The organism is Corynebacterium yudongzhengii (genome assembly GCF_003065405.1).
GTDB classification, from domain to species: Bacteria; Actinomycetota; Actinomycetes; order Mycobacteriales; family Mycobacteriaceae; genus Corynebacterium; species Corynebacterium yudongzhengii.
Genome location: NZ_CP026947.1, coordinates 1,600,810 through 1,615,487, shown reverse-complemented (window position 1 = coordinate 1,615,487; position 14,678 = coordinate 1,600,810). Strand labels below are relative to the sequence as shown.

13 protein-coding genes and 2 pseudogenes are annotated in these 14,678 nt (G+C 66.1%); 7 read left to right on the top strand and 8 right to left on the bottom strand.

Annotation, left to right across the window (positions count from 1 at the left end; all coding sequences use genetic code 11):
- Positions 1-98: 98 nt before the first annotated feature.
- The gene (gene glpX, locus C3B44_RS07470; RefSeq protein WP_108431827.1) at positions 99-1,115 is read right to left on the bottom strand and encodes a class II fructose-bisphosphatase; all 1,017 of its coding nucleotides are present in this window, start codon (positions 1,113-1,115) and stop codon (positions 99-101) included.
- Positions 1,116-1,302: 187 nt separating this feature from the next.
- On the opposite strand from glpX, the gene C3B44_RS07465 reads away from it, so the two are divergent.
- Positions 1,303-1,872, top strand: a complete 570-nt coding sequence (locus C3B44_RS07465; RefSeq protein ID WP_199222421.1) for a DUF4245 domain-containing protein — start codon at positions 1,303-1,305, stop codon at positions 1,870-1,872.
- Here the strand turns inward: C3B44_RS07465 and C3B44_RS07460 are convergent.
- Positions 1,869-2,150, bottom strand: coding sequence for an exodeoxyribonuclease VII small subunit (locus C3B44_RS07460; protein WP_108431825.1), 282 nt, complete (start codon positions 2,148-2,150; stop codon positions 1,869-1,871). The two genes, C3B44_RS07465 and C3B44_RS07460, sit on opposite strands and share 4 nt — an antisense overlap.
- Before the next feature lie 41 nt (positions 2,151-2,191).
- Positions 2,192-3,394 (bottom strand): exodeoxyribonuclease VII large subunit, encoded by a 1,203-nt coding sequence (xseA, locus tag C3B44_RS07455; protein WP_412841951.1) that lies wholly within the window; start codon positions 3,392-3,394, stop codon positions 2,192-2,194.
- A 185-nt stretch (positions 3,395-3,579) separates the two neighbouring features.
- Here xseA and C3B44_RS07450 point away from each other — a divergent pair, with 185 nt between their 5' ends.
- Both C3B44_RS07450 and C3B44_RS07445 read left to right on the top strand, forming a co-directional pair.
- Positions 3,580-4,551, top strand: a complete 972-nt coding sequence (locus C3B44_RS07450) for a 4-hydroxy-3-methylbut-2-enyl diphosphate reductase (protein WP_108431823.1) — start codon at positions 3,580-3,582, stop codon at positions 4,549-4,551.
- A 4-nt stretch (positions 4,552-4,555) separates the two neighbouring features.
- Complete coding sequence (locus C3B44_RS07445) at positions 4,556-5,062, top strand: O-acetyl-ADP-ribose deacetylase (RefSeq protein WP_108431822.1); 507 nt, start codon at positions 4,556-4,558, stop codon at positions 5,060-5,062.
- Positions 5,063-5,290: 228 nt separating this feature from the next.
- On the opposite strand, the gene C3B44_RS07440 is transcribed toward C3B44_RS07445, so the two are convergent.
- The 3 genes from C3B44_RS07440 to C3B44_RS07430 all read right to left on the bottom strand — a co-directional run bounded on the left by C3B44_RS07440 (position 5,291) and on the right by C3B44_RS07430 (position 8,589).
- Complete coding sequence (locus tag C3B44_RS07440; RefSeq protein ID WP_108431821.1) at positions 5,291-5,863, bottom strand: DUF6542 domain-containing protein; 573 nt, start codon at positions 5,861-5,863, stop codon at positions 5,291-5,293.
- 89 nt (positions 5,864-5,952) lie between these two features.
- Complete coding sequence (locus C3B44_RS07435; RefSeq protein ID WP_108431820.1) at positions 5,953-7,119, bottom strand: DNA recombination protein RmuC; 1,167 nt, start codon at positions 7,117-7,119, stop codon at positions 5,953-5,955.
- 36 nt (positions 7,120-7,155) lie between these two features.
- Positions 7,156-8,589 carry an AI-2E family transporter gene (locus C3B44_RS07430; protein WP_108431819.1) on the bottom strand — a complete coding sequence of 478 codons (1,434 nt, stop codon included), beginning with the start codon at positions 8,587-8,589 and terminating at the stop codon, positions 7,156-7,158.
- A 93-nt stretch (positions 8,590-8,682) separates the two neighbouring features.
- Between C3B44_RS07430 and ychF the strand changes: the two genes are divergently transcribed.
- The 3 genes and pseudogenes from ychF (at position 8,683) to C3B44_RS11955 (ending at position 10,816) form a co-directional block, all read left to right on the top strand.
- On the top strand, positions 8,683-9,768 hold the full coding sequence (ychF, locus tag C3B44_RS07425) for a redox-regulated ATPase YchF (protein WP_108431818.1): 1,086 nt from the start codon (positions 8,683-8,685) through the stop codon (positions 9,766-9,768).
- A gap of 37 nt (positions 9,769-9,805) precedes the next feature.
- Positions 9,806-10,297: pseudogene (locus tag C3B44_RS11960) on the top strand (2'-5' RNA ligase family protein); the annotation flags it as partial.
- A 21-nt stretch (positions 10,298-10,318) separates the two neighbouring features.
- Positions 10,319-10,816 (top strand): pyridoxamine 5'-phosphate oxidase family protein, encoded by a 498-nt coding sequence (locus tag C3B44_RS11955; RefSeq protein ID WP_328588290.1) that lies wholly within the window; start codon positions 10,319-10,321, stop codon positions 10,814-10,816.
- Here C3B44_RS11955 and C3B44_RS07415 read toward each other — a convergent pair.
- On the bottom strand, positions 10,813-11,448 hold the full coding sequence (locus C3B44_RS07415; protein ID WP_108431816.1) for an MBL fold metallo-hydrolase: 636 nt from the start codon (positions 11,446-11,448) through the stop codon (positions 10,813-10,815). The two genes, C3B44_RS11955 and C3B44_RS07415, sit on opposite strands and share 4 nt — an antisense overlap.
- Positions 11,449-11,510: 62 nt before the next feature.
- On the opposite strand from C3B44_RS07415, the pseudogene C3B44_RS07410 reads away from it, so the two are divergent.
- Positions 11,511-12,953, top strand: a pseudogene (locus tag C3B44_RS07410) (GuaB1 family IMP dehydrogenase-related protein).
- Positions 12,954-12,959: 6 nt separating this feature from the next.
- Here the strand turns inward: C3B44_RS07410 and C3B44_RS07405 are convergent.
- Entirely contained in the window at positions 12,960-13,985 is a 1,026-nt protein-coding gene (locus C3B44_RS07405) for a zinc-dependent alcohol dehydrogenase (protein ID WP_108431815.1), read from the bottom strand.
- Positions 13,986-14,678: the final 693 nt, after the last annotated feature.

Sequence of the window (14,678 nt, the reverse complement as noted above, 5' to 3'; positions counted from 1 at the left end):
GTTGTTCAAAGAGTGCGGTTGTCTTTTCAAATTCCCACCATAGTGAGATTGCCGGGCGTGTGTCAGTGCTAACACCGCCCGGGCAATTCACGTGCGGGTTACTCCGTCGGGCGGGTGTAGTCGATCACGGAGTACTCCTCCAGCTTCGCGAGCTTGTGCTCAGCTTCCACGTGGCGGATCGTGCCGGACTTCGAACGCATGACCAGCGAACGGGTGGTGGCGCCCTTCGCGCGGTAGGTCACTCCGCGCAGCATGTCGCCGTTGGTGACGCCGGTGGCGGCGAAGTAGCAGTTATTCGAGGACACCAGGTCGTCGATGGTGAGCACGGCGTCGAGATCATGGCCGGCCGCGCGGGCCTTGGCGGCTTCGGCGTCGTCGGTCGGGGCGAGCTTGCCCTGGAGCTCGCCGCCCATGCACTTCAGGGCGCACGCGGCGATGATGCCCTCGGGGGTGCCGCCGATACCCATCATGATGTCGACGGAGTTCATGGTGTGCGGCTGGGCGGCCGCGACCGCACCGGCGACGTCGCCGTCGGAAATCAAGCGCACCTTGGCGCCAGCCTCGCGCAGCTCGCGGATGAGCTCCTTGTGGCGCGGGCGGTCCAGCACCACGGTGACCACCTCGGAAGGCTCGATGCCCTTGGCCTTGGCGACGGCGCGCACATTGTCCCTCACCGGCGCGTTGATATCGACCACGCCCTTGGCCTCCGCGCCGACGGCGATCTTGTGCATGTAGAACACCGCCGAGGGGTCGTACATGGAGCCGCGGTCCGCCGCCGCGATGACGGAGATGGCGTTCGGGCGGCCCTCGGCCATCAGGGTGGTGCCGTCGACCGGGTCGACGGCGATGTCCACCTCAGCGCCGCGGCCGGTGCCGACGCGCTCGCCGTTGAACAGCATCGGCGCCTCGTCCTTCTCGCCCTCGCCAATGACGACGACGCCGTCCATCTCCACGGAGTTGACCAGGTGGCGCATGGCGTCGACGGCGGCACCGTCGCCACGCTCTTTCTGGCCCCGACCGACCCACCGCCCCGAGGCCAGCGCTGCGGCCTCAGTGACTCGGACCAGCTCCATCGCGAGGTTACGATCCGGTGCTTCCGTGTGATTATTCGACATGTCGCGCCTCCTGGCGGGGTAAAGATGAAGAAAGGATCCGGCGTTGTCGCCAAAGGCAACGCCTCTCTTCTTCCATTGTGACACTTTCGCGCCGGCGGCGGGGGAGAATGTGGCGGCCCGACCGGTGGTGTGCGCCGGGGTGGGGCGGGCTTTAGTCGCGCGTTAAGAACGTGCGATACTGAACGGCGTGGCAACCGACGAGAAACCCAGAATCTTCCAGTCCGGCCGGGACATGATCATCTCCATGGCCGTGATCGTGGTCCTTACCGTCGCGATCATCCTGCCGACCGGCCTGTGCACGTTCAACCCGGGCGCCCCCGAAAGCGGCCCTGTGCACGAGGTCGACGAGCGCACCTTCTTATCTCTGGAAGCCGGCGCCGCCGACTACGACCTCGTCATTCCCACGGTCCCGGCAGACTGGACCGCGAACTCCGCACGCCGCACCAGCATCGGCCAGACTCCCGCGCCCGTAGTGGGCTACGTCACCGGGGAGAACGGCTTCTTGCAGCTCGTCCAGACGGATTTGCCGGAAGAAGAAGCCGTCGACGGTATCGACGGCGAGCTGCGCAGCCTCGATCGCACCGAGGACATCCGCGGCGTGGAGGTGTCGGTGCACACCTCAGAAAACGAGGACGTCCGCGATCTCTGGTCCTTCACCGAGGGCGGGGTGACCTACCTGATCAACGGTGTGGCCGCCGACGATGAGTTCGCCACCCTCATCGAGGCCACCTTGGATGGCGAGCCCGTCGAGAACTAATCCTGCTCGGCGTCTGTGTCTTCCGCGCCTGCGTTTTCCGCGTTGCCGAGTGCGCGCTCGACCTTCGCGGCGGCGCCGTCGAGGTAGTCTTCGCAGCGCTTCGCCAGCGCCTCGCCGCGCTCCCAGTACTTCAGCGACTCGTCCAAGCCCATCTGGCCTAACTCGAGGATCTTCACGATCTCCACGAGCTCATCGCGGGCCTCCTCGTAGCCTAAATTCTCGACGGGCGTGAACGCGTCCTGGCGCACCTGCCCAGCTCCTACGGTGTTGTCGGTCATCGTGTTCTCTCCTGCGGGGTTGTGGTTTTATCAGGGTGTGGTTAATCAGAGCGCTGGGTGGACATCGCAGCGGCGGTGATCGAGCCGTCGCCGACGCGGATGCGCAGCTGCGAACCCGGCGGCGACTGGGCAATCGAGGTGACCACCTCCGGCCCGCTGCCGTCGCGCGGCAACACCTGAACGACCGAGTAGCCGCGCGCCAGCGTGGCGGCCGGGCCGAGGGCGGAGACCTGCCCGCGCAGCCCGGCGACCTGGGATTGCTCGCCGCGCAGCAGGTAGGAGATGTCGCGGCGGATCAGGTTGCGGGCGCGCTCGATTTCTTCTCGACGCTGCGTAATCGGGCGCATCGGGTCAGCCAGCACCGGGCGCGAGCGCAGCGCGTTGAGGCCCTCGCGTTCCCGGCGCTCCCAGCCGCGCAACGCGCCGGCCATGCGGGCACGGGCCTGCTCTAAGACGGCGCGTTCCTCCGCGACATCGGGAACGACCTTCTTGGCGGCGTCGGTCGGGGTGGCGGCGCGCAGATCCGTGACGTTGTCGAGCACCGGGTTATCCGGCTCATGCCCAATCGCGGAGACCACCGGCGTGCGCGCCTGCGCGACCGCACGCTGCAAGGCCTCTTCGGAAAACGGCAGCAGATCTTCCACGGAGCCGCCCCCGCGGGCGATGATGATGACGTCGACCGACGGGTTGTGATCCAGACGCTTGAGCGCCTCCATGACCTGGGGGACAGTGCTCGCCCCCTGGACGGCGGTGTTGATGATCTCGAACTGCACGGCCGGCCAGCGGGCATTGGCCACGGACAACACGTCGCGCTCGGCCGCCGAACCGCGGCCGGTAATCAGACCGACCTTCTGCGGCAGGTAGGGCAGGCGCCGCTTGCGCGCCGGGTCGAACAGCCCCTCGGCGGCTAAGGTGCGGCGCAGCGCCTCGATGCGTGCCAGCAGCTGGCCGACGCCCACGTGCCGGATCTCACTGACCCGCATGCTCAACCGCCCGCGGCCGACATAAAAATCCGGACGGCCGCAGACGACGACGCGGTCACCGTCGTTAAGCGGGCTGCTCAGCTCCTGCAGAACGCTGGTGGGGCAGGTGAGCTCGATCGACTGCTCGACCTCAGTATCGCGCAGGGTGAGATAGCTAAACCGCCACCGCGGCTTCGTATTGATCTGCGTCAACTGGCCCTCCACCCACAGCCAGCCGAGGCGATCGATCCAGCCCTTGATGGATTCGTTGAGTCTATGCACCGGCCAGGCGGTCTCCTGGCTGTTACTCGGGGTGCTGGAACGTGGCGCCACCTGGGACTTACCTCTCTTTTCACGGCGTTGTGGCTGCGTTTCCTTCTCGGCAGCATATCGGGCAGTGTTTCGGGCAGTGCGGCCTAGTTTAGGGCCTCTACTGTTTCCGACTCATTTTAGATACGGTGGGTTCCATGACCGATGGAGCAAAGAAGGTCCTGCTGGCGGCCCCGCGCGGCTACTGCGCCGGCGTGGACCGGGCGGTGGAGACCGTCGAGAAGTCCCTGGAAAAGTACGGCGAGCCGATCTACGTCCGCAAGGAGATCGTCCATAACAAGTATGTGGTCGAGACCCTGTCGAAGAAGGGCGTCATTTTCGTGGACGAGGCCGACGAGGTACCCGAGGGCGCCCACCTGGTGTTCTCGGCGCACGGGGTGTCGCCGCAGGTGCGTAACCTCGCCGCTGAGCGCAAGCTGCGCACCATCGACGCCACCTGCCCGCTGGTGACCAAGGTCCACCGGGAGGCCACCCGCTTTGACCGCGATGGCCACCACATCCTGCTGGTCGGCCACGAGGGCCACGAGGAAGTCGAGGGCACCTCCGGCGAAGCCCCGGAGGTCACCCACATCGTCGACAACGTCGACTCGGTCGACGAGCTGCCGGAGTGGCTGCACAACGAGAAGCTGGTGTGGCTGTCGCAGACGACGCTGTCGGTGGATGAGACGCTGGAGATCGTCAATAAGCTCAAGCAGCGCTTCCCGCACCTGCAGGACCCGCCGTCGGACGATATCTGCTACGCCACGCAGAACCGCCAGGAAGTGGTCAAAAAGATCGCCCCGGATACCGATCTCATGATCATCGTCGGCTCCCAGAACTCCTCGAACTCCAAGCGCCTGGTGGAAGTGGGCCTCGACTACGGCGCGAAGGATGGCCACCTCGTGGACTACGCCGCGCAGATCGACGAGGCCTGGCTCGAGGGCGTTGAGACCGTCGGCGTCTCCTCGGGTGCCTCGGTGCCGGAGATCCTGGTCCGCGAGGTGCTCGACTACCTCGCCGAGCGTGGCTTCAGCGACGTCGAGGAGATCACCACCACCGTCGAGACCATCAACTTCGCCCTGCCGCGCGACCTGCGCGCGCCGCGCACGAAGAAGACCGCGAAGGCCTAGCACCATGCAGTTGCGCATCGAAGCTGGAGACATCACGGCCGTGTGCGCCGACGCCATCGTCAACGCCGCCAACTCCGAGCTTCTGGGCGGCGGAGGTGTCGACGGCGCCATCCACCGCGCCGGCGGCCCCACGATCCTCGCCGAGTGCCGAGAGATCCGCGCCACCACCCACCCCGACGGGCTGCCCGCCGGCCAGGCCGTGGCCACCGGGGCCGGCGATTTGCCGGCCCGCTGGGTGATCCACACCGTCGGGCCGGTTTACTCGACGACCGAGGACCGCTCCGCCACGCTCGCCTCCTGCTACCGCGAGTCGCTGCGGCTGGCCAGCGAGCTGGGCGCCCGCACCGTGGCCTTCCCGGCGATCTCCGCCGGGGTGTACGGCTGGCCTATCGACGACGCCGCCCGCATCGCCGTGCGCACCTGCCGAGCAGTCGCCGGCATCGACGAAGCCATCTTCGTCCCTTTCAATCCCGAGGCAGAAGAGGCCTTCCACGCCGCCCTGCGTAACTAGCTAGCGCACGCGTGGCGTCGCGAGCCACTGGAGGATGCGGAGGAGGGCGGCGCAGGCGTGGTGCGCTTGCGCTGGTCGACAGCACCCTCATATAAAGGGCGCTCGCGAGGTCGAATTCAGTACTCCTTTAGTAGTGACTCCTTTCGACCAGCGCAAGCGCAACATGCCGGCAAGCCCGCCCACCAGGCAGCCCGCCCCCAGAACGAGAACCCGAACCCCAAGACCCCGCTACCGACGCCGCCGATGGTGGGAGCGCCGCGTACCGTGCGAGGGCGCTTCCTTCCCGGCGCGGGCCAAGAGCTCGTCCACGGTGAGCTGCCCGGAGCGCCGACGGGCTGCGCGGGACAGCGCGCGGTTGCGTCGGTCCGCTTCCTGGAGTTCGCGTCGTTGTTGGGCGGCGTGGTTGTCGATGCGCTGCGACTGCCGGCGCAGCAGCCACCACCGCAACACCCCGATCCCGATCGCCGCCAAGGTGACCAGCGCCAACCAGGGGAAATGCTGGGTCATGGGGTAGAAGGCCGTGACCATATTCGCGCGGGAAAACAGCGGGGTGCCTTCACTGGATTGCACGCGGGCAGTCAAAAAGGACGTGAGCACCGTGAAGATGGAGAACAGAATGGGCAGGCTCGCCACAGTTAGAAAGATCCCCTGCGGGCGCACCAAGAGCGCGACGATGAGGGCGCTGATCGTGAAACAGAGCAGATATGGCAGCCCGAGTCCGCCCGTGCCGAGGCTGATGAGCAGCCCGGTCGTCAGGGCCGCGACGACGAGTCCGAACGACAACCAGAGTGGCAGCCCCATGAAGCGCCCCTGGTTGCGCGATGGTGGCGCGGGGCTGCGGGTAGGAGAACTCGGCGTCGACACGGTCGCTAATCCTACCCAATTAGCGGCTAGTGATTGTCGAACGACCCGGGCAGTGTCCGAAAATCACCGCCCAAAGAACCGCCCAAAGAACCGCCCAAAGAATCACCGAAAGACGAAGAGCGGCGCACACCCGTCGACAGTTGATCCGGCGGGGTGGGGGTGCGTGATCCGCGCACCGACAGCTCCATCTCCGCCAGCCGCCGCGCGGTGACCAGCACCCGGGAGTCCAGCGAACCGAGGGTGGAGTTATAGGTCTCCACCGCCTTTTCCAGGCTCCGGCCGAGTTTGGTGTAGTGCTCACCGAAGACGGCGAGGCGCTCGTGTAGCTCGCGACCCAAGCGCTGGATCTCCCGGGCCTTGTCGGAGACGTCTTCTTGCTGCCACCCCAAAGCGACCGTGCGCAGCAACGCGAACAGCGTGGTCGGGGTGGCGAGCACGACGTTGCGGCTGAAACCATATTCAAGCAGTTCGGGGTCGACTTCGAGCGCGGCGTCGAGGAAAGGATCCGCCGGCACGAACGCGATCACGAACTCCGGGGTCGGGTCGAAAGCCCGAAAGTATTCCTTATCCGCCAGCTGCGTGATGTGAGTGCGCACAAGGTGCGCGTGACGACGCCTAAACCCCGCATGCTCCTCCGGATCCTCGGTGTCCATCGCGTCGAGATACGCGCTAAACGGTACCTTCGCATCGACGATGAGCTGCCGCCCGCCCGCCAGGTGCACGATGAGATCCGGGCGCACGGTCTGACCGCCGAGCCGGGCGGTGACCTGCGTGTCGAAGTCACAGTGACGCACCATGCCACCCAGTTCGACGACGCGCTCCAGCTGCGTCTCACCCCACCGTCCCCGAATCTGCGGCGCGCGCAGCGCGGTGACCAGCTTGTCGGTACGATCGCTGAGCCTGGTCGAGGTACGCGTCATGGCCTGGACCTGGCTGGCCAGTGAGGACAGCGAGGCCGCCCGATTCGTCTCCAGCGTCCCGATCTTCCCGTCGAGCGTGCTCATCGCCTGCTCTAGGGCGTGCAGCTGGCGGCTCATGGTTAGCTCCTGCTGCGTGGGTTCGTCTCGCTCATCGACGACACCTTCGCCCCCACCCTGCAGATCCTGCCGCCTGGCCCAGGCGGCGTGAGCGAGCCAGCCGATGAGCGCGCCGAGTGCGATACCCACCAGGAGATATGCCAGAAGGTTGTCCATAACCGTCACTGTCTCACACGGGGTGGACATTCACCGTCAGCGCTTGCGGAATTTCCCGATCGCTTGTTCGAAAAACTTCTTCGCTGCCTTGTTGTCGCTTGCCTTCTCGTCCTCGGAGTCCGCTTCTTCCTTCTTCTGGTCCTCTTCGACGAGCTGGGCGAACTCGGCCGAGGAGTGGCCCTCCTTGCGCCACTCTTCGCGCAGGGTGCGGCCCTGCTGCTGGTTGAGCTGGCCGACCGCGCGGCCCTCCGGGGTGACGAACTCCATGTCGTCGATAGTCTTCTCGCCCGCCTGCAGGGTGATCATACCGATGAGGTAGCGCAGGCCCACCGCGATGACCGCGGCGACCGGCACCGCCAGAAACGCACCGAGGATGCCAAGCATGCTGCCACCGACGACCACGGAGATCAGCACGATCACCGGATGCAGCTTCATGGCCTTCGACTGCAGCACCGGGTTGAGGATGTTGCCCTCGAGCTGCTGGACGGCCACGGCGAGCAGCAGAGCGAGGATCGCCTCTTCGAAGCCCAGCGAGACCAGCGCGACGAGCACCGAGAGCGCACCAGCGACGATCGGCCCGATGTAGGGGATGAAGCCGGCGACGAAGGTGATGATGGCGAGGGTGAAGGCCATCGGCACGCCGATGAGCCAGAGGCCGAGGCCGATGAAGAACGCGTCGACCGCGGAGACGATCGCTTGGGCGCGGATGTAGCCGCCGAGCGTGGTCCACGAACGGGTGAGCATCTCGGTGGCGTGCCAGCCCATCCGGCGGCCGAACATCTGGCGCACCCAGGGCAAAAACTTGTGGCCGTCTTTGAGGAAGAAGACCACGAGCACGAGGATCATGAACAGCTGGATGATCCACGAGGTCGCCGTGCTGATGCCGGAGACGACCCCGCCGGCGATGCTGGTGGCCTGGTCTTGCAGCCAGCTGGCGATGTCGTTGAGCACGTTTTCGATGCCCTCGGTGTTCAGCTCCAGCGGCGGGCCCTGGACCCACAGAATAAGGCGTTGCACGCCCGCGAAGGCCTGGAGGTAGAGCACCTGCGACTGGCGCACCAGATCGGGGGCGATCAGCGCGATGATGCCGCCGAGGATGCCGAAGAACAGCAGGATCGACACCAACGCGGCCAAGGCGTCGGGGAAGCCGATCCTCCGCAGCCAGGTGGTCGGCGGGGCGAGCACCGTGCAGATGATCAGTGCGAGGATCATCGGCTGCAGGCCCGCCCAGAACTGCTGGATCAACAGCCAGACGACGTAGCCGCCGGCGGCGATGACGAAGAGTCTCAGCGCCCACCAGGCGAGCTTCTTTAAGAAGGTGGAGACCACGACGGAGCGGTCGACGATGTCCTTTTCGGGATCGTCGAGCGCGAGGTCATTGGCGTCGTAATCGGTGGAGTCAGCGGCGCCTACGGCGGTGCTCCCGGAGGGGCTTTGATCCTTCTCCGGGGTCTCAGGCTCGTCAGTCACACATCCATAGTGCCTTATCCCAAATTTCCAGGCAACGCCGAGGCCGGGGACGGGTCTTATCGCGGGAAAACGGATGGGCTACCATGAGTCGATGTGAGCCTTACTCTTGGAATCGTCGGACTGCCCAACGTGGGCAAGTCGACCCTGTTTAACGCCCTGACCCGCAACGAAGTGCTGGCCGCGAACTACCCTTTCGCGACCATCGAGCCCAACGTCGGCTTGGTCGAGCTTCCCGACGCCCGGCTGAACCGGCTCGCCGAGATTTTCGACTCCGAGCGCATCCTTCCGGCCACGGTCTCCTTCGTCGACATCGCCGGCATCGTCCGCGGCGCCTCCGAGGGCGAGGGCATGGGCAACGCCTTCCTCTCCAACATCCGCGAGGCCGACGCCATCTGCCAGGTCGTGCGCGCGTTCTCCGATGACAACGTCGTGCATGTCGACGGCAAGGTCGACCCGGCCTCCGACATCGCCACGATCAACGCTGAGCTCATCCTCGCCGATCTCCAGACGATCGAGAAGGCCCTGTCGCGCCTGGAGAAGGAGGCCCGGAAGGATAAGTCGCTCGCCGCGACCGTCGACGAGGTCAAAAAGGCGCAGGCCATCTTAGAAGACGATCGCACCCTGTACGCCGCCTCCCGCAGCGGCGAGATCGACCTCGAGCTCGTGCGCGATCTGCACTTGATGAGCGCGAAGCCCTTCCTCTACGTGTTCAACTCCGATGAGGAGGTGCTCACCGACGACGCTAAGAAGGAAGAACTGCGCCAGCTCGTCGCACCGGCCGACTGCGTCTTCCTCGACGCGCAGACCGAAACCGAGCTGCTCGAGCTGGACGACGAGGAGGCCGCCGAGCTGCTCTCCTCCGTCGGCCAGGACGAGCCGGGCCTGCACTCGCTGGCCAAGGCGGGCTTCGCCACCCTGGGGCTGCAGACCTACCTCACCGCCGGACCGAAGGAGGCTCGCGCCTGGACCATCCACCAGGGCGATACCGCCCCGCAGGCCGCCGGCGTGATCCACTCGGACTTCGAGAAGGGCTTCATCAAGGCGGAGATCGTCTCCTACGACGACCTCGACGCCGCCGGCTCCATCAACGAGGCCCGCGCCAGCGGCAAGGTCCGCCAGGAGGGCAAGGACTACGAGATGCAAGACGGCGACGTGGTCGAGTTCAAGTTCAACGTTTAGGGGTCGGCCGGCGTGCGGTGAGTAAAGGAGAGCCCAGGTGACCTCGCCGGATAACATCCTCTTCCACCTCTCCGGTGACCAGGAGGCGGAGATCCGCGCGATCTTCTCCCGCTTGGCCGAGCGCGGGTTCCCGCCCCAGCGCCAGACGCCGCACATTACGGTGACGTTTGCGCCGGAGATGGTGCCCGTCGTCACGCGGCGTGCCGCGCAGCTGTTGCCGCCGCACGTGCCGGCCGCTTTTCGACGGGCCGGAACCGTCACCTTCGGAACGAAGCGCCGCCAAACCGTCGCCTGGCTTTTAGAGACCACCGAAGAGCTCGAGTGTGCCGCCCGCGAGCTCTCCGCGCTGAATCCGGACGGGCGGGGCCGGCGGTGGCTGCCGCATCTGACGATGGGTTTGCGGCTACCGCGGGAGGTCGTCGGGGATTATATTCGCGCCCTGGACGAGGAGACATCTCCGCACTTGCGAGAGCTTATCGGCGTGCGCGTGGGGCTGTGGCAGCCGCGCTGGCAGCGCTACACGAGCTTTCTGCCCGCTAAGTTGGACGGCATGAGCACTTTGAGCGCGAAACAGCTGCAGGATGTCGCCTCGATGACCGGCCAGGCGCCGGAGCTGGATGTAGACAACCTGCCCGATAACCCGATTGCACTGTTCGTGGACTGGTTTCATGCCGCCTGTGGCCCCGTCGCCGAGCCGAAGGCCATGACCCTGGCCACGGTGGATGCCTCCGGTGCGCCGGATGCCCGCACCGTCAACCTCTACGCGGTGGACGAGCAGGGCTTTTCTTTCGGCACCTCGGCGCGCTCCACAAAGGCGGAACAGCTGCGCCACGTGAAGGCCGCTGCGCTGAACTTCTGGTGGCCGGAGCAGGCCCGCGCGGTGCGCGTGCGCGGCGAGGTCAACCGCATCACCAGCCCAGGCGGGGGCGGGGAGTTCTTCGCGGTTTCCCCGCAGCACGTCGAGTTCTGGCAGCCGGGGGCTGAAAAGGCCGCCCTGCGCGTGCAGTATGACGCGGAAGGGAAAGGCTGGCGTCGCGAGGTGAACTAGCGGGCTGCCAGCTCGTGTGATTCGTCCGGCGCGAGCTCGAGGTAGCGGGTGTCGTGATCTTTGGCGAGCGTGCGTAGGAGGTTGGTGCGCACCCCGCGGCCGTTGTCGTTGTCGATGCCGTCGTGGACCCCGATGAAGGACTCTGGGCGGTTGGCGGCGAGGTAGTCGTCGACGTTGAGCATGCGCATCCAGGGCGCGGAGATCGGCACGCACACCAGCTCCATGCCGGGGCGATCGGGGAAGGAGTCGCCCGGGTGGAAGATGCGGCCGTTGAATACATAGCCGACGTTTTGGGGCAGCTCGATGGAGCGGATGATCGTGGCGTGGGCGCTTTCGTGAACCTCGACGTCGATATCGCCGATCGCGAACTTCTCGCCGTGGGCGACGGTGGTGTGCTCCAGCTCGAGATTGTCGCCGAGGGCGGCGGGGCCGTAAATCTGCAGCGCGGGGTTGTGGGCGCGGGCGGCGCGGACGGCGTCGACGTCGACGTGATCGGGGTGGATATGGGTGATGAGGATGGCGTCGGCGTCGGCCAGGTTTTCGGGCGCGCCGAAGCTGCCGGGATCGATGATGACGGTGGTGTTGCCTTCGCGGATTTCTACGCAGGAGTGGAATCGTCGGGTGATCTTCATGGTCTCCATTGTGCCGGCGCACACGGTGTCGCGACAGGTGTGATCGCGGCACAATAGGCGTTATGCGATTCCTTTATGACAGAGCACCGGAACACGACCTGACCTACGACGACGTGTTCATGGTGCCTTCCCTTTCCGAGGTCGGTTCGCGGATGTCTGTCGATCTTTCGACCTCCGACAACACCGGCACCACCATCCCGCTGGTGGTGGCGAACATGACGGCGGTGTCTGGCCGCCGCATGGCGGAAACGATCGCCCGCCGCGGCGGCATCGCCGTCTTGCCGTAGGACGTGCCCGCCGACATCGCCGCCGAAACGATCACCAAAGTCAAGTCTGCACACTTGCTTTATGACACCCCCATCACCGTCAAACCCCACCACACCGCCGGTTATGCCCGCCACCTCATGCCGAAGCGCGCCCACGGCGCCGCCATCGTCGTGGACGCCGAAAATCCGCTGCGCCCCGTCGGCATGCTCAGCGAGCGCGACCTCGTCGGCGTGGATAACTTCGCGCAAGTCGGCGCCTTGATGTCGCGGGATCTCTACACCCTGCCCGCCGGCATTGAGCCCCGCGCGGCTTTCACCCGCCTGACCTCCGCATCCCGCAAGCTCGCCCCAGTGATCGATGACAGCGGGCACCTCCTCGGCGTGCTCACCCGCCACGGGGCGCTGCGCGATTCGCTCTACACCCCGGCCACGGATGCCGACGGCCGGCTGCGCGTCGCCGCCGCCCTGGGCATCAACGGCGATGTCGAGGGCAGGGTGAAGGCGCTTCTCGACGCCGGTGCCGACGTCCTCGTCATCGGCACTGCCCACGGTCACCAGCAGTCCATGCTGGACGCCGTGCGCCGCGTAAGGTCTCTGGATCCGGGGGTGCCGGTGGTGGCGGGGAACGTCGTCACGCCGGAGGGCGTGCGCGATCTGGTGGCGGCGGGTGCGGATATCGTCAAGGTGGGCGTGGGCCCGGGCGCGATGTGTACCACCCGCATGCAGACCGGCGTGGGCCGCCCGCAGTTTTCCGCCGTCGTGGAATGCGCGGCGGAGGCGAAGAAGCACGGCGCGCACGTCTGGGCCGACGGGGGAGTGCGCCACCCGCGCGACGTCGCCCTGGCCCTGGCCGCCGGCGCGTCGCAGGTGATGATCGGCTCCTGGTTCGCCGGCACCTACGAGTCGCCGGGGGATCTGCTCAAAGACTCCGACGGCCGCGCTTACAAGGAGTCCTTCGGCATGGCCTCGCACCGGGCGGTCGACGCCCGCAACACCGAGACCGAGGCATTCGAAAAGGCCCGGCGCGAGATGTTCGAGGAGGGGATCTCCTCGGCGCGGATCTATCTCACGCCGGGCGCAGGTGGGGTCGAGGATCTGGTGGATTCGATCGTCTCCGGCGTGCGCTCCTCGTTCACGTATGCCGGCGCCGATACGATCGAACGCTTCCACGAGCGCGCGATCGTCGGCGTGCAGTCGGCCGCGGGCTATGCGGAAGGCCAGCCGCGGCCGACCCGCTAGGCGGTACTAGTAGCGGATGACCTTGCGGCCTTCGACGGTGCCGTCGACAAGCGCCTGGAAGACGTCGTTAATCTCGTCGTGGCGGCACTCCGAGTAGGTCGGGCGGATCAGCCCGCGGGCGTAGAAGTCGAGGGCTTCCTCCATGTCCTGCCGGGTCCCGACGAGCGATCCGCGCACACTCAGCTCCTTGAACACGATGTTGAAGATCGACGCCGGGAAATCCCCCGGCGGCAGTCCCACGAAAGCGATGGTGCCGCCGCGGCGGCTAAGGTCGATGGCCTGGCCGAACGCCGAGGGGTGCACCGCGGTGACGAGCACGCCGTGCGCGCCCTCGCCGGTGAACTCCTGGATCGTAGCCACCGGGTCGCCGTCTGCGGCGTTGACGGTCAGCTCCGCGCCGTGCTTGGAGGCGAGCTGGAGCTTCTCGTCTGCGATGTCGACGGCGATGACGCGCATGCCCATCGCCACCGCGTACTGCACGGCGATGTGGCCAAGCCCGCCGATGCCGGAGATCACGACGAACTGGCCGGGCTTCACGCCCGTGGTCTTAAGCGCCTTGTACACCGTCACGCCGGCGCACAGGATCGGCGCGACCTCGATGGGGTCGCAGCCCTCCGGGATGATGGGGCAGTAGCGGGTATCGACGAGCATGTACTCGCCGAACGAGCCGTTCTGGGTGTAGCCGCCGTAGTCAGCGTCCGCGCAGCGGGTCTCGTGTCCGGTGCGGCAGTGCTCGCACTCGCCACACGCCGACCACAGCCAGGCGTTGCCGACCATCTGGCCCACCTTGACGCGGGAGACGTTCTCGCCGACCTTCTCGACGATCCCGACCCCCTCATGTCCAGGCACGAACGGCGGTTCCGGCTTCACGGGCCAGTCACCTTCGGCGGCGTGCAGATCGGTGTGGCAGATTCCGGAAGAAACGAGCTTGACTAGAGCCTGGAAGGGGCCTGGCTCGGGGAGTTTAAGATCGCGGAGGTTGACTGTAGGGCCGAATTCGTCGACCACGGCGGCGGTGAAAGTCTGGGTCATGGTCTCGCTCCTTAAGGTAAAGGGGCTGGAAAGAGGACTGGGGTGCTCGCGAGTGTGTACCCAGTTATCAGTATAGTTTCACTAAGCTAGTGTGAGCAAGGCCACATTTGTTGGTGGTGGGGGTTTGTGGGGGGCTGGGGTGCCTGGGGTGCCGCCCTGGGTGCAAATGCTTAAAGGGAGAACCTTGAGGGGCGGCAAATCGGGTGATTTTTCGCGACAAAACCTTAAGGGCGCGCCCCTCAAGCATCGTCCTTTAAGCGTTTGTATAGCGGTAACGTAAAACCGCGCCAAAGAGCGGACCTTCAGAACACCTGACGCCCTACCGTCCATGCAGCGTTATCGCCTTCGTGTGCCCGGTCGAAAGAGCCCTCTCAGAAAGGAGTCCCGCGCGGTCGAAACCAGCACTCCTTTAGGGGCGGCTGATTTCGACCAGCGATAGCGCGTCATGCCAATGCGGGCCGGCAAAATACAACAGCCCCACAGAAGAGGCCAATGGGCGAGGTGGGACGATTGGCCGGCGCCAACCACCGCCTACTCTCTCGGGTCCTGTTGTTGCGCTAACGCTCGTCGAAAAGACCCTGGCAGACGAGTCTCGCGGATCGGGGCCCCTGCCTGTCGGCGCACCGTCTCGCGCTATCCGTTCGCGGATCCTGGGCGCCCAATGCTGGCAGCCCTTGGCGGCTGCGTGTCCGA